Source organism: Sphingobacterium sp. 2149 (assembly GCF_031455655.1).
Classification (GTDB): domain Bacteria; phylum Bacteroidota; class Bacteroidia; order Sphingobacteriales; family Sphingobacteriaceae; genus Sphingobacterium.
Genome location: NZ_JAVDTD010000020.1, coordinates 16,954 through 30,636, shown reverse-complemented (window position 1 = coordinate 30,636; position 13,683 = coordinate 16,954). Strand labels below are relative to the sequence as shown.

The window sequence follows — 13,683 nt, the reverse complement described above, 5'->3', positions numbered from 1 at the left end:
ATTGCTTGGCCAAACATTTGTATTTTTAATTTTTTAAGTGGAGCACACAAGCTATTAGCAGCTCCACGACCGGAATAAATTCTTAGTATAAAACAATGAACTTTACAAACTTCAAAATTGCTTGGCGAAATATCGGAAAGAAAAAAGTGCAAAATCTGATCAATCTAATTGGATTGACCTGCGGTATTACTTTTCTACTACTTGTAGGCGCCTATATATGGGATGTACATCAAGTGAATAGCAACATCAGAAATATTGACCAGCAATTTTTGTTGCAAAGCAAGTATAAGAAAGAAGGATTTGGTATAAACTTAACCACATTAGGGGCGCTCCCTAAAGCCTTACATGAGGAGTATCCCAATCTGGTTTCTAATTATTATCGGATTGATGGATTGACAGGTATCGTAGCCAACGGTTCGACAATCCATGAAGAAGGGATGTCTCTTGGCGATCCTAGTCTATTGACGATGTTCGGATTCCAGATTTTAGCAGGCAATGCTAATACGGCTTTAAATAATCCCTTTTCAGTTGTCATCACTGACAAAGCTGCCATAAAATATTTCGGGCATGTGGATGTACTCGGCAAATCGCTACAGATAAAAAATTTCAAGGGTGAAAAACACGATTTTGAAATTACCGCAATCATTAGATCCGACGTCCAAAATGCCATTATGGATCTCACAAAGAATATGCATGCAGACATATTTTTACCGATCATCAATGAGGAATTCTTTGGTCGATCTATAGACAATTGGAATAACCCTTATATTGCCGGTTATATCGAATTGAAACCAGGTGTAAGCTTGGATCGCGTAGATGCCGCCATTGAAACGTTGGTAAGAAAAAATACCGATAAGGAATTTTCCAGTGAATATAGCCCTGATCTAAAACCATTGAAAACCTATTATTTGGATGACAACCAAGGGGCCGTGCGTAAAATGATACAGACATTGATTTGGACGGCCATTTTTATCCTGATTATGGCTATCATCAATTTCATCAATTTTAGTATCGCTCAGCACATTACCCGATTAAAGGAAATCGGTGTTCGCAAGATGATGGGATCATCTCGAATACAGCTTATTAGACAATTGATGACCGAATATATCCTAATCGTGAGCATAGCAGCATTGATAAGTCTGCCGCTTTATATCATCGCAAGTCCAATTTTTGAGCATATCTTGATGCGTAAGCTGCCCACCTTAGTGGAATTGCCGATTTACTTTTTTGGATTATTGGGTATAATGACGTTATTAATTGGTTTACTGGCGGGTCTATATCCAGCAATTAAACTTTCCAATATAGCGGTACTTCCTGCAGTCAAAAACCAGTTTTCGACGCTAGGAGGCAAACAGCTGGTGCGAAAAGTTCTTTTATTTTTTCAATTTGGGGTAGCCTTGCTCCTGCTTGTCTGTACGCTAATTATTTCTAAACAAGTTGATCTATTTCTCCATAGCAATCTAGGCTACAACAAAGACTATTTATTAACTGTCCAAGTACCCAGAGACTGGTCCGAAAATGGCGTTCGCAAAATGGAGACTGTGCAACAAGAACTCAGCTTGCAACCAAAAGTTAAATCAGTAAGCTTATCTTATGAGATACCTGGATTGCTGGGATCTAATATGCAGCCAGTATTCGGGACGACTGACGACAAAGAAATCCAGGTACAACGGATTACAAGTGATAGTCACTTTTTGGAGACCTATGAGATATCACTAGTTGCTGGAACTTTTCTCCCTAAAAACTATGTTGCCAATGCGAATAATAGGCCAGTTGTTATCAATAAAAAAGCCATGGATGATTTTGGTTTTAAAAATGCCGAGCAAGCTATTGGTCAGCAGATTGCTCTAGCTGATCCAAGTTACAAAATGACTATTTTAGGCGTTGCTGAAAACTTTGTGGCCAATTCACTTCACCAGGCCTCTCCTCCTATCGTATGGACAGATGTACAGGAAAGCTTACAATATCGATACCTTAGCATCCGTTTACAGCAAGGCTCTCTTTCCAATACAGTACAACAACTCGAAAAAAAATGGAAAACGTTGATGCCTGATGCTCCTTTCGAATATCAATTTATGGATGAACGCATCAAAAATTTATATGAAACTGAACTGCAGCTGCATCGTGCATCACAGTTGGCTACGGTCGTTTCGCTGCTGATCGTGGCATTGGGGCTCACCGGATTAATATCGCTTTCCATCCATTTGCGGAATAAAGAAGTCGGTATCCGCAAAGTACTCGGTGCATCGTTAGCACATTTAATGGTGTTATTTTCGAAGGAGTACTACGGAATATTCTTATTTGCGGCATTGACGACGGTTCCACTGAGTTATCTATTGATGCAATACTGGCTTCAAAATTACATCATCCGCATAGATATCAATGTTCTTACCTACTTGTTACCACTAGGAACATTAATTGGTTTACTAAGTTTATTGGTTGCCATTATTGTATTTCGAGCCACCCGATTTAATCCGGTTGAAAAATTGAGGGATGAATAATGTCAGAAACCAATCCATATAAACAGTATGATAAAGAACCATCTTAAAACCGCCTGGCGGACAATGATGCGCAATCGTATCTATTCGCTATCAAACCTCGTTGGTTTAACGATTGCCCTGCTGGTTTTTATGCTAATCAGTGCGCTTGTGGTTGATGAGCTTTCCTACGACAGACAATGGAGCAACTCCAAAGAGCTCTACAGAATGCGAATTGTGCCCAAAGAAATACAGGAAGGATTCACAAACAATAATTCGGGAGCTCCTGAAGGTATCTCTGCAACATTAAAAGCTCATTTCCCAGAAGTACTTGGCTATACTTCAATCCATTCATTTTCAACAAAATTAACAATAAACAAGGGCTCAAAGCAGTTTACCGAAATCAATACGCTGGAAATCGACAGCGGTTTTTTCAATCTTTTTGATACAAAAATCATCGCAGGTAATCCGAAACAGGTTATTGCCGGAGCAAAAAATATCACATTGACAGCCTCTGGGGTACAAAAATACTTCGGTGGCAAAGACGTGCTCGGTAGCACATTCTACAATAAACCACAAGAAGGGGAACCCGAAGCTTATTATGTTAATGCAATTATCGAGGATATGCCCCATAACTCTTCCTTTCAGGCCGAAGCCTTTGTGCTGATGCCTAAGGTGAATGAATTCAATCCCGAAAAAAGTAGTTCGTTACAAACACAAATTCTATTGCTCAAAAGTACAACTGATGTTAAAAGTTTTTCAGACAAGATAAACAAGTGGTATAATACGCAAAAACTAGGTGATTGGCTGAAAGAGCACAATCTTTTCATTGAACCCATCACAGATATACACTTGCGAAGTATTACAGGCTGGGAGAATCCTATGCAAGACATTTATCTGCTAGCAGGAATAGCGATCTTGATCCTTGTATTGGTCAGTATCAATTACATCAACCTGAGCTTTGCCCATGCGCTCAAACGTACACAACAGATCGGTATCCGCAAAGTACTGGGAGCAAGCCGAAAAAATCTGATCCTACAGATGGGCCTTGAGAGTACCATGCTCTTTGCCGGCTCTTTTCTGATTGGATTTTTTGTTTATGTGCTTATCAGTCCTGCATTTGAACACTATTTAGAACATCCTTTGACCATGAGCTATCAACATTCCTTCTTCATGTTTGTTGGACTGCTATCTATGTGGATCGTTCTGGGCTGGATTTGTAGCATACCTACAGCCTTGTCACTATCAAAAACACATCCGTCCCTAGAACTTCGGAAACAGCTTTCTTTCTTCAAGCTCCCCCTAAATATGGCATTTACCAAAGTATTGGTGATTTTCCAGTTTGCCATTGCCATCGTCGTAGCGATCTGTATGATGTCCATGCGGGCGCAATTGCACTATCTGTACAACAAAGATCTTGGCTATGAGCCCAAAAATCTCTTGGCTATCAATTATACCTCCTGGGAGGGGAAGGATCAGGCCTTCAAACAGGAGCTATTAAAACATTCGTACATCTCTTCGGTCAGTCTCACAAGCTGGACGCCCTTTAGTGGTAGTGTGGATTTTAAAACAGTAGCAGACCCTAACAATCCGAACAAAGAACTCCCAGTGGTATTTGTCTATGCGGATTATGATTACATCAAAACAATGGGCATAAAACTCCTTAATGGCCGGCCTTTAAGTGCGGACTATGCGCTGGATAGACCGTTTACAGATTCGATTCAGGCCGGACAACGGGTACTTACCAATATGCTCGTTTCCGAACAGACCGCCCAGCGGCTGTCTTTAAAACTTAATAAGAGCAATGAGCCTTTAAACAATACACCTGTAGGCGTATTTAAAGAGTTCAACGGAGCAAGTTTAAAGTTTCCGATCGGTCCTTTTGTGATTAAAGCGCAAAATGAATGGGAAGGCAGCTGCATGCTTATCCGCGTGCAAGAAGGTAAGAAAAAGGAAGCTTTAGCACTGGTAAACAGCACCTGGAACCACTTTTTCCCTAATCGGATCGCGCAATTCAACTGGCAGGAAGATCAGGTGCAGCATCAATATAACAAAGAGAAAAAGCAGTACCAGCAATTGGCACTTTTTACAGGAGCCAGTATGCTGATTGCTATCTTAGGGATCGTAGCCATTGCCATTTATACGTTAGAACGACGGGTAAAAGAAATCGGTATCCGTAAAGTGCTCGGTGCTTCGGTAAATACGATCAGCTATATGATTTCCAGATCCTTTATCGTGCTCTTGCTGATTGCGATTCTAATCGCCTTCCCCATAGCATGGTGGTTTACGCACAAATGGCTGGAAAATTTTTACTACCATATCGATGTTCCGATTGCTCTCTTTGTTTTCACGGGATTATTTATGGGTTTGACGACGTTAACGATTATTGCTGTCCGGATATTCCAGACGGCCCGCATCAATCCCGTCAATAGTTTACGGGATGAATAATAAAAAATAAGCCGTAGGTGTGCGAAATTTAAATAGTGCAAACTGTTATTTAGCTAAAGGGAATGAAAGTTTATAATTGGTATAAGTTTTTTGGATTTTCGCTGTTTTCATCATTCACACATTGAAATCATATAGATTTTCGATACAAAGAAATAGAAAATATTTCAAAAACAAAAACATTTGTATAAATAAAAATAACATTATCTATCTTTATCTATACAAAAGGACAGATTATTAAATAAAAGGATGACAAAACTAGGCGATTTTTTAGCGAAGAAATCTGTGAATAAATCCCAGATTGCCCGCAAAACAGGATTAAGTAAAGCGAGAATCAATGAATTGACCATGACTGAGACCGCTAAATTACGTTTAGATGAAATGTACTTGATTGCTCTGGCCATCGATACAGATCCGGCCAAAATGATGCTCGAACTCTGCGAGCACCTCCAACTAAAACAGATTAAGGATTAGGATACTTTCCTAGAGCCCTTTAATAAGATGATCTGTGCGGTATTGGACGAAAAACTGTTCGATATCGTACAGCCACAAAATCCAACAAACAAAACAAAACACTGAAAAACAGCAACTTAATAAAACGGCAATACAATTGACTTCAGTCTAATGTCTAGATTGACCGGTCGATTACCGATCAATAAGATGTTAAAAATGTATTGTTATGATAGGAAATAGTCTTAAGGTCGCTTGGCGAAACATGGCAAAAAATAAGCTCTATTCTTTTATAAAGATCGGGGGATTTGCTTTTGGTATTGCAGTCTGTATGCTCATCGTACTGTATATCAAGCATGAGACCAGCTACAACAAGTTCTATCCAGCAATGGATCGCACCTATCGTCTCGTCGTTCAGCTTCCGATCGAAGGTAAAATTCAACGTTGGGTATCACTCTCGGCTCCCGTTGCCCCGACACTGAAAGCTGAAATTCCTTCCATAGAACAAACAGGCCGGATACTCCCTAACCCTTTATTTGGCGCAGGAAGTAACCAGCTCTCCCTGAATGATAACCCGCAAAGCTTTTATGATGATGGCTTTGTGTATATTGATCAATCTATTCTTGACATGTTTCCGACACCCATGGTTTCAGGAACTCTTGCCCATGCATTGGATCAACCCAATACACTTGTCATTACGAAAAGTAAAGCGGAAAAATACTTTAAAAATGATCCTATTGGACAGACCATTTATCTGAACAATAACAGATCCAAACTCTATACCATTACCGGCGTGATCGAAGATATACCCAAAAACTCCACTTTAGCAGGTTATAGCTTTTTCATGTCGCTCGCAGGCGAACCCTTTTATCCCGGCGAACAGAACCAATGGCTCAGTAACAATTACACAGTCTACGTTAAATTAAAGCCGCAAGTTAATATTGAACAAACCGAAAAGGAGATTTTAAGAAATTATAAAGCGCACTATTTACCTGAATATAAAAAATCAGGGCGCAAGCTCAATCCTTTATTCGAACAGGCAAAAATCAACTTACAAAATGCACTTGACATCCATTTGAAGTCTTCCGATATCGATGACGATAAAGTCAGTATATTGAATCGGGGAGATATCCGCATGGTCTGGACTTTTGCCATCGTCGCATTGTTTATTCTTTTGATAGCGTGTATCAATTTTATTAACCTATCGACCGCCAATGCCGCTACACGGGCCAAAGAAATTGGCATCCGGAAGACAATTGGTTCGACAAGGACATTATTGATCGGACAATTCCTGCTCGAGGCGATTTGTTATAGTGTATTGTCTTTGCTTGTTGGTCTATTGTTGAGCTGGGTTTTGTTGCCCATATTCAACAGTCTCGCCAATAAGTCCCTGACCATCCCATGGACATCCCCTTACTTTTTCCCATCATTATTGTTGGCAATACTGTTCATCGGCAGCCTGGCCGGAATCTATCCAGCTTTGTATCTATCCCGATTTAAACCGATTGCCGCATTGAAAAACAAGACCACCGGAGCCAAATCTTCATTATTCAGAAATGGCCTTGTCGTCTTTCAGTTTGCTACATCCATCATCCTTATTGTAAGTGCCTTGGTGACCAATCAACAGATACGTTATATCCTTGAAAAAGATTTAGGTTTCAAAAAGGAACAGGTCATTATCCTCCGAGGTATTGGTACATTGGGGAATCAGATCCCAAGCCTTAAAAATGAGTTGAAGTCCATTGCAAATGTAAGTTCCGTTTCCTTAGGCGATTTTATTCCAGTTCCCATTGATGGTGCCAAAAGAAACGGCAACCCATTTTGGAATGAGGGCAGACGGGAGATCGATATGGCCACACAGGGACAGTTCTGGGAGATTGACCAGGATTACCTTGAGACCTTCGGATTGCAACTGACCAAAGGTAGAAATTTCGATCCCAAAATGGCCACAGACAGCACGGCTGCCATCATCAACCAAAAATTGGCGAATGACCTGGGATTAAAAAATCCCATCGGAGCAAAAATAACCAATGGCGATACCTGGACAGTCGTTGGTGTTGTGAACGATTTTATTTTTGAGTCGCTGAAAGGTAAAGGGTACGCTGGCTTATGTATGGTATTACGGGGTTATCCCTCACTTTTATCCATTAAAGTTAAACCCGAAAACCTACAGGAGACCCTGAACGGAATTAACAGTGTATGGAATAAATTTTCACCCAATCAAAAGATCAATTACAGTTTTTTGGATGAGGGCTTTGCTTCCCTTTATCAAGATGTTGAACGGACGAAAAATATATTCAGCTGTTTTGCAATCGTCGCCATTTTTGTGGCTGCCCTCGGTCTCTTTGGACTAGCCACCTATGTGACACAACAGCGGACAAAAGAAATCGGTGTGCGGAAGGTGCTTGGCGCAAGTACGATGAGATTACTGAAACTGATGTCCGGAGACTTTATAAAATTGGTGTTTGTTGCCTTGGTTATTGCCTCACCTGTTGCGTGGTGGGCAATGAACCAATGGCTCAGAGACTTCAACTATAAAATAGATATCAACTGGATATACTTTTTTCTGGCGGGCATGGGCGCTGTCCTCATCGCCTTAGGTACCATTAGTTATCAGACCTGGAAGGCTATCAGGACCAACCCCGTCGATAGTCTAAGAGATGAATAAAGTCAGAAGATCTTAAAAATTGGTGCTTGTTGCCTTGGTCATTGCTTGCCTGTTGCGTGGAGGGCAATGCCAATGGCTAAAGGGGAATAAATGTTCGATTGCGAACGAAAACTGTCCGAAATCGGACATCCAAAAACAAGATAAACACAACATAAGACACTTATAGCAAAACAATTACAACAATGGCAAGGGGATTGCATTTTTAATTAGGTGAAATAGTTCGAATTGGTTTAAACATACATATCCAGCGTAAAATGGCACAAAATGATTTCAAACTGGCTTGGCGTAAACTTTTAAAAAATAAGGGTTTCACATTTTTGAACATTATCGGACTGACCCTTGGTTTTACAGGTTTTATCCTTTCGTATCAATACATCAATCGCGAAACGAGTTATGATACATGGAATCCACATTTCAAGGATATCTATCAAATTGGTTTGGAAGCCGAAGGCGCTTTTACAGATGAGACCTCGCCTGCTATGGCTGCTTTGTTAAAACAAAATTTACCTGAAATCATCTATGCAGGTCGAAAAATAGTCTACAACTACGGCAGTTATCCCCTTTTTGGTGAAAATACAGTCCTTATTAAAAATGCTGCGCTCATTGACTCCTCTGCGGCACGCATCTTTCAAATCGAAAATGCAACTGGGCCACTCTACAAAAACAAGGAACAAAAGGATGCGACCATGGTCAAAAGCCATATCGCCGAACAACTATTCAAAAAAGAGGACCTAAATTTCGACAGTCCCCATTCGATTCCAGCTCAAAGCCTTGCTCTAGGTGTGCACGAGACGATTTATGGCACCATCAAAGAAAAAGGTCTATCCATAATTGATTATGATCTCCTTTTTATCCGTGAACCGCAGGATCTCTTTGCCGATAACAATCCTTTTTTGTATCAAACTTTTATTCAGGTTCGGCCCGGTACGGATATCGCGAAGTTGACGGGTCGCATCAATGCGCTTTACCAGAAAGAAATCGCACCGAAAGATAAAATTCGCTCCTCTAGTTATACCAAAGGGATGATCTATCTGGATCCATTGACCAACCTTCACCTTCGGCCAAAAACGGGAAGTAACACGGCTTATATCATTACGTGGATTATTGGTATTCTCTCTGTTTTGATTCTCTTACTCGCCTCAGCCAATTTTGCCAACATGATTATGGCACAGGCGGATCAACGCATTAAGGAACTTGCACTCAAAAAAATACTGGGAAGCTCCCGCTGGGCTATCGTCAGACAATTGGCGCTGGAAGTATTTATTCTGACATTCAGTGCGGCAGTCCTAACTGTTGTCACTTTGGCCCTCACAGGAAATATCCTTCAAAAATGGTTCAATGATGACCTTAAAGGCTATATTTTGAGTTCGGAAACAATCGCCCAACTTGCTATTGCCGTACTAATGACAACGGTTCTATCGGCAATATATCCAGCTATCGTACTCTCTGGCTTCAAATCTGTCAATCTCCTAAAAGGTGGACTGACTTCTAATCTCAAAAAGGGCACATTTCGCAACGCATTGCTAACTTTCCAAATCAGTATGGCCATCCTATTTATTTCGGGCATGCTAGTTATTCGAGCACAGCTAAATTATATGCAGCAGGCGGATAAAGGATTTGAACCTGCACAGGTCGTCAATTTCAGAGGTGTCGGTATGTATTACGATAATAAAATCGATGGTTCTTATCAACAATTAAAACGTCTGTTAGAGAATGATCGGAGTATTGCCTCAGTCGCATCAGCGACAAATATCCCAGGGGAAGGCGAACAGCCTCCGAAAAAGGATTTTTCCTATATTCAAAAAACCGTTTCATTTGCACATGTCGGTATTGATCCTGGATATTTCAAGACATTAAATATCCCTCATCTAGCGGGGAATATCAACCTGTCCATGGACCAGTTGCTCCGCGACTCGCTATCGAACTATGCGGTCATCAACGAATCTGCTGCCAAAAATTTAGGACTTGCAAACCCCATAGGCGTAAAAATAAAGGGCTGTGATGTCAACTTTGAAATTGTTGGTCTGGTCAAAGACAGTAAAGCTTATGGCTTTGAAAATGTAGTTCAACCGACCCTCTATTCATTTAAAAGTGAATGTGGCAGTATGCGCTTTCAAACCACACTCATGGTTAAAACAAAACGAGGAATGGTTGATCAGGCCATCAATACGGTCAAACAAGAATGGTCAAAAAACCCAAGTGCAAAAGATTTGCCCCTTGATTATTCTTTTATGGATGAGCAATATGCTTTACAGCACAGAAAGCAGCAAGAATTACAGACTGCTTTTAATAGTTTCACAAGCCTTTCGGTTATCATCGCGGCCTTAGGGCTGTTCAGCATGGCAGCGTATCAGGCGGCATTACGAAAAAAGGAAATGAGCATCCGAAAAGTACTGGGAGCATCGGTACACTTACTCTTTGTTCAACTAAACAAGCCTTTTTTCAAGCTCTTTGTTATCGGAATCGGGATAGCAATTCCAATAGCCTATATGCTTATGAACAAATGGCTTTCCAATTTCGCCTATCATATACAGCTATCCTGGTGGTCGTTTTTGATTCCAATATTATGCATATTTATGTTGATATTATTTTCCATCAGCTTTCAATCTATAAAAGTCGCAAAAACAAATCCAGTAGACAGTCTGCGGGAAGAATAATAAAAAATGAAGAGAACCAATGCCAGTCCTTACGCTGCAATCGAATACCAATTGTGGCTACTAGAAAAAATATAAATACGAATATCTAAGATCTCAATATTAAAAAATGATACAATTAAAAAATTTATTCAAGTGGTATAATGTAGGTGGCACACGCTCATTCGTCCTTAAAGATGTAAGTCTCGATATTGCTGAAGGCGATTTTATCTCCATCATGGGTCCATCGGGGTCTGGAAAATCTACTCTGCTGAATATTATCGGCATGCTTGATGAACCTGACGAGGGGGCGTATTTTTTTATGGGCGAGAATGTATTGGAAATGAAAGCGAAAAAAAGAACGCAGCTTTACCAGTCCCATATTGGCTATGTATTTCAGGCCTATCATCTCTTGGATGAATTGACTGTATACGAAAATATCGAAACGCCCTTGATTTATAAAGACATTTCAAGCAAAGAAAGAAAAGCCATTGTGGCCGATATGCTCGATCGTTTTGGCATCGTTGGAAAGAAAGACCTATTTCCAGCGCAGTTATCCGGTGGTCAACAACAGATTGTCGGTATTGCACGTGCATTGGCAGGTTCGCCTAAATTATTACTGGCCGATGAACCTACAGGGAATTTAAACTCCAAACAGGGTGAAGAAATTATGGATCTATTCAAACAGCTCAACGATGACGGTGTGACGATCATACAAGTAACGCATTCGGAAAAGAATGCAGAATACGGCAAAAGAATTGTGAATATGCTGGATGGTCAGCTCAAATAATTGTACGCCAAATTAACCTGAATAATCCCTACCCGGTAAGCAAATTACTGGGGGGATTTTTTTATATTATTTCTCGAATCAATTTTTTAACTTCGTTAGGATGAATGAGAGAGAGTTGAAATCGCTAGTATCGCTGTTGGACGACACCGACCAACAGATTGTTCAGGAAATTGAACACCAATTAAAAAGTCAAGGTCCTGAGATCATACCCCATTTGGAAAGATTTTGGGAATCGAGCTTTGATCCCCATGTACAGGGCCGTCTAGAAAATATCATTCATGAAATTCAGTTTGATCGGACCAAAAATGAGTTACAAATATGGAACCTGAGCAACTCATTCAACCTACTGGAAGGATTAATTATCCTCAATAATTATCAATATCCTTCCTATGAAAACCATAAAATTGTTTTGGCGATAGAAGACCTCAAAACTGAGGTATGGCGAGGTCTTCATTACGACATGACTCCGCTGGAAAAAGTGAACCTGATGAATCATGTTCTTTTTGGGTCTTTCGGCTTAGCAGGAAATACGAAGGACTATCATCACCCACAGAACTCCTATATTGGTCAGGTGCTGGACACCAAAAAAGGAAATCCCCTAACCTTATCCTGCATCTACAGCATCATTGCACAGAAACTGGACATTCCAATCTATGGGATTAATTTACCAAAGCATTTTGTGTTGGCGTATATGGATATGGACGAAGAAGGGAATGAACAAGTTTTATTTTACATCAATGCATTTAACCGGGGTCAGGTAATGCAAAAAAGTGATGTAAATTCATTTCTGAAGCAACTGAACCTATATCCAGATAGCGCGTTTACCTATCCCTGCGATAATGTCACAATCATTAAACGTGCTTTACGAAATTTGATGTCTGCCTACGAAGAGCATGAAAGTTCAAGCAAGCAACAGGAAATCAAAACACTGTTTGAACTGCTTGCTTAAACTATTTATTAAAAGTTTGTAGTCGAGCGACCATCCAAAAAGATATAATTTGGATTTAGAGTTCCGTACGTTTTCGCTGTGATATCGGGTTTAATATCACCTTCATTTAACAATGGAAAGCGTGAAATTGTACGATTCGTTAGATCAGAAACATAAAAGAATTTTCCTTCGTTGGCCCGGTCATCAATCGCTACTCCCCAAGGTTTTTCTAATCCCGTATTTGCGCCACCGACAACATAATCAGGCTCTACATCTGTTTTGTCTGTAGTCCCACTAAACAATGCTTTAGGATCTTTAAAAAATAATACTTCTTTACCCGATGTTACCGCTAGTAAGCCCTTATTGGGTGCATAAGATACGGGGCCCAATTGGGTTCTTCCTTTGATATAGACTTTCATCATAGGCTTGAATTTATCTGAATCGACAATTGTATCACGCGCCTGATTAATCAATTGTTGTTGTAGATTGGCATAAACCGCAAATCCACTTTTATTTGTTGTTCCTTCCCTATCAAAGCCAATAAGCACTAACTTATCATTATTATTGCTACCATTGAGCAACGTCAGCGACGTAGGTACAATAGTTCCTAAGTTGATCTGCTTGTCAATAATAGGGGCTCCCCCCTTCGAGCCGACCTTCCCAGTAGGCGTACTTACGGCATACAACATGGAGCTACCGGCTCCGCGGTTTGTCACGGCTAAAAGAAAAGGAATGGTTGTAGCTGAAGTAGCACTATTTTGTTGCGAAAAAGTGTAGTAGGCCAAGCCCCTGACATTTGTAAAACCTCGGTATCCAATTGCACCTGAAGTACCGGGAATACCATAGATATCATTTGCAAATGGGATAACCTGTATAAATGTATCCTGCGGAGTAATACTTGCCTGGAAAACAGCCTTGGCATTCGCATCAAAGAGAATTGGCCCGCCCCCTTTAGCCGGAGATAGATATTGATAGATATTATCCAAATTGTTGGTATCTGCTGGATCAACAATCATCATATTTTTCAGGGAAGAATTATTCGGATCATAATCTAAAAAAGAGATATACAATCTCGATATCTGCGTGATTCGTCCTTCGTTGGTTGGTTCATCATCCAATTTCTTACAGGAAACAAAACCTATAATACTGATGAATACTATAATAATACAGGATTGAAACGAAAATTTCATATTTTTTTTATTAAAAATAGCGTATTGCGTTAAACATACAAATCTACTAATATATGTAGAAAATAAATGAATTTATATGATTCTTTTAAGGGCAGCCCCTTC

At 40.2% G+C, this 13,683-nt stretch carries 8 protein-coding genes; 7 read left to right on the top strand and 1 reads right to left on the bottom strand.

The genetic code is table 11. The annotated features are described in order from the left end of the window. Positions 1-95 precede the first annotated feature (95 nt). The 7 genes from J2X77_RS22830 to J2X77_RS22800 all read left to right on the top strand — a co-directional run bounded on the left by J2X77_RS22830 (position 96) and on the right by J2X77_RS22800 (position 12,412). Positions 96-2,501 carry an ABC transporter permease gene (locus J2X77_RS22830; protein WP_209581675.1) on the top strand — a complete coding sequence of 802 codons (2,406 nt, stop codon included), beginning with the start codon at positions 96-98 and terminating at the stop codon, positions 2,499-2,501. A 27-nt stretch (positions 2,502-2,528) separates the two neighbouring features. Then, positions 2,529-4,925 (top strand): ABC transporter permease, encoded by a 2,397-nt coding sequence (locus J2X77_RS22825; protein ID WP_209581677.1) that lies wholly within the window; start codon positions 2,529-2,531, stop codon positions 4,923-4,925. Between the two features lie 246 nt (positions 4,926-5,171). Then, a complete protein-coding gene (locus tag J2X77_RS22820; protein WP_209581680.1) occupies positions 5,172-5,396 on the top strand; it encodes a helix-turn-helix domain-containing protein in 225 nt (74 codons plus the stop codon). A gap of 205 nt (positions 5,397-5,601) precedes the next feature. After that, positions 5,602-8,040, top strand: a complete 2,439-nt coding sequence (locus J2X77_RS22815) for an ABC transporter permease (protein WP_209581681.1) — start codon at positions 5,602-5,604, stop codon at positions 8,038-8,040. A gap of 254 nt (positions 8,041-8,294) precedes the next feature. Next, entirely contained in the window at positions 8,295-10,697 is a 2,403-nt protein-coding gene (locus J2X77_RS22810; protein WP_209581683.1) for an ABC transporter permease, read from the top strand. Positions 10,698-10,803: 106 nt separating this feature from the next. Next, complete coding sequence (locus J2X77_RS22805; RefSeq protein ID WP_209581685.1) at positions 10,804-11,463, top strand: ABC transporter ATP-binding protein; 660 nt, start codon at positions 10,804-10,806, stop codon at positions 11,461-11,463. Between the two features lie 100 nt (positions 11,464-11,563). Then, positions 11,564-12,412 carry a transglutaminase-like domain-containing protein gene (locus J2X77_RS22800; protein WP_209581687.1) on the top strand — a complete coding sequence of 283 codons (849 nt, stop codon included), beginning with the start codon at positions 11,564-11,566 and terminating at the stop codon, positions 12,410-12,412. Between the two features lie 8 nt (positions 12,413-12,420). On the opposite strand, the gene J2X77_RS22795 is transcribed toward J2X77_RS22800, so the two are convergent. Then, positions 12,421-13,581: a hypothetical protein gene (locus J2X77_RS22795; RefSeq protein ID WP_209581689.1), complete on the bottom strand. Its 1,161-nt coding sequence runs from the start codon at positions 13,579-13,581 to the stop codon at positions 12,421-12,423. Positions 13,582-13,683 lie beyond the last annotated feature (102 nt).

Bases quoted from the DNA above. Each gene is read 5' to 3' on its own strand.
- J2X77_RS22830 (WP_209581675.1), top strand. From the start codon at position 96: ATGAACTTTACAAACTTCAAAATTGCTTGGCGAAATATCGGAAAGAAA.
- J2X77_RS22825 (WP_209581677.1), top strand. From the start codon at position 2,529: ATGATAAAGAACCATCTTAAAACCGCCTGGCGGACAATGATGCGCAAT.
- J2X77_RS22820 (WP_209581680.1), top strand. From the start codon at position 5,172: ATGACAAAACTAGGCGATTTTTTAGCGAAGAAATCTGTGAATAAATCC.
- J2X77_RS22815 (WP_209581681.1), top strand. From the start codon at position 5,602: ATGATAGGAAATAGTCTTAAGGTCGCTTGGCGAAACATGGCAAAAAAT.
- J2X77_RS22810 (WP_209581683.1), top strand. From the start codon at position 8,295: ATGGCACAAAATGATTTCAAACTGGCTTGGCGTAAACTTTTAAAAAAT.
- J2X77_RS22805 (WP_209581685.1), top strand. From the start codon at position 10,804: ATGATACAATTAAAAAATTTATTCAAGTGGTATAATGTAGGTGGCACA.
- J2X77_RS22800 (WP_209581687.1), top strand. From the start codon at position 11,564: ATGAATGAGAGAGAGTTGAAATCGCTAGTATCGCTGTTGGACGACACC.
- J2X77_RS22795 (WP_209581689.1), bottom strand. From the start codon at position 13,581: ATGAAATTTTCGTTTCAATCCTGTATTATTATAGTATTCATCAGTATT.